Genomic DNA, 1,513 nt, shown 5'->3' with positions numbered 1-1,513 from the left:
GGGACAGGCAGGCCGCGGCCGTATCGCGGAGGCGGTACCGGCCGCGGCCTGCCTGTCCCGCGTCGCGGACTCCGCCCCGGCCCTGGCGGGCGCCCTCACCGGCGTGCTGGGCGGCGGCGCCTCGATCCCGGCCTCCTGGCGGGAGACCTGCCGCACCCTCTCCGGCTGCGTCCTGCCCCGCCTCACCGGCACGGACCTCGTGGAACTCGCCGAACTCCTGGAAGCCGCACAACCGGCCCACCCCGGTGGATGATGCGCCCATGCAGCCCAAACCACACCAAAACGCCACACTGGACGAGCGGATCACCGGCGCCCTGGTCGGTGCCGCCGTCGGCGACGCCCTCGGCGGCCCCGTCGAGGGCTACTCGCCCGAGCAGATCCTGGAACGCCACGGCGGCCGCGTCCACGGCATCGTCGGCCCCTGGCACGGCGACGACTGGCGCACCGCCCGCCCCCTCGCCCCGTACCACAAGGGCGACGGCCACGTCACCGACGACACCTTGATGACGCACGCCCTGATCCGCGTCTACGCCCGGGTCCGCGACCACCTCGACGCCTACGCGATCGCCGACCACCTCGTCCCCGACCTGATGACCGAGCCCCGCTGGATCCCGGAGCTGGAGGCCGAGGCACTTCCCCTGCACCGCGTCTTCCTGGCGGAGAAGTGGCTGGTGACGAGGATCCACTACGGCCATGCCGACCCGCGCGAGGCCGGCGCCGGCAACATCGTCAACTGCGGTGCGGCGATGTACATGTCCCCGGTCGGCCTGGTCAACGCGGCCGACCCGCGGGCGGCCTACGCCGAGGCCCTCGACATCGCCGGCGCGCACCAGTCGTCGTACGGCCGTGAGGCGGCCGGCGTCCTGGCGGCGGCGGTCGCGGCGGCGTGCACCCCGGGAGCCACCCCGGACTCGGTCGTCTCGGCCTGTCTGTCCCTGGCGAAGGACGGCACGCGCACGGCGATCGAGCGGGTCTGCGAGGAGGCCTCCCGCCACACGGACTTCGAGTCGGCCCTGGGCCCCCTGCGCGAGGCGGTCGCCCCCTACGACACGGTCGGCCCGGACTACCGCGCCTCTTCCCTCGGCGCCCGCCGCCCCTCCCGCCTCCACGCGATCGAGGAACTCCCCGTGGCCCTCGGCATGTTGCTCATGGCCCGGGGCGACTACCGTCAGGCGGTCCTGGGCGCCGTGAACTACGGCCGCGACTGCGACTCCATCGCCACGATGGCCGGAGCCCTGGCGGGCGCCCTCGGCTCGCCGGTCCCCCAGGACTGGGCCAAGACGGTCGCGGAGGCCAGCCGCCTGGACCTCTGGGAACCGGCCACGACCCTCACGGCCGTCACCCGCGAGATCTTCACCCGGGACATCTCCCGCCGCCGCACCCACGAACAGGCCTTCGCAGCCCTCGGAGGCCCGGAATGCTCCGCCTGACCTGGGTCCAGCCGGAGGACCTGATCGGCCACGAACTCCACCAGGCGACCCAGGACGGCCGCGAGCCGAAAGCGATCGCGGCC

1 protein-coding gene and 1 pseudogene are annotated in these 1,513 nt (G+C 74.3%); both read left to right on the top strand.

Annotated elements, in window-relative coordinates:
• Positions 1-253, top strand: a pseudogene (locus tag CCL05_RS42265) (ADP-ribosylglycohydrolase family protein); the annotation flags it as partial.
• A 7-nt stretch (positions 254-260) separates the two neighbouring features.
• Entirely contained in the window at positions 261-1,430 is a 1,170-nt protein-coding gene (locus CCL05_RS42260) for an ADP-ribosylglycohydrolase family protein (RefSeq protein WP_086565821.1), read from the top strand.
• Positions 1,431-1,513: the final 83 nt, after the last annotated feature.

Origin of the sequence: Streptomyces africanus, assembly GCF_002150735.1 — a bacterium.
Classification (GTDB): Bacteria; Actinomycetota; Actinomycetes; order Streptomycetales; family Streptomycetaceae; genus Streptomyces; species Streptomyces africanus.
Note: the sequence above shows the minus strand (reverse complement) of the source record. Positions and strands in the feature narration are given on the sequence as shown.

What these genes read in the sequence shown, in the direction of transcription:
- CCL05_RS42260 (WP_086565821.1), top strand. Translation starts at nt 261, where the DNA reads ATGCAGCCCAAACCACACCAAAACGCCACACTGGACGAGCGGATCACC.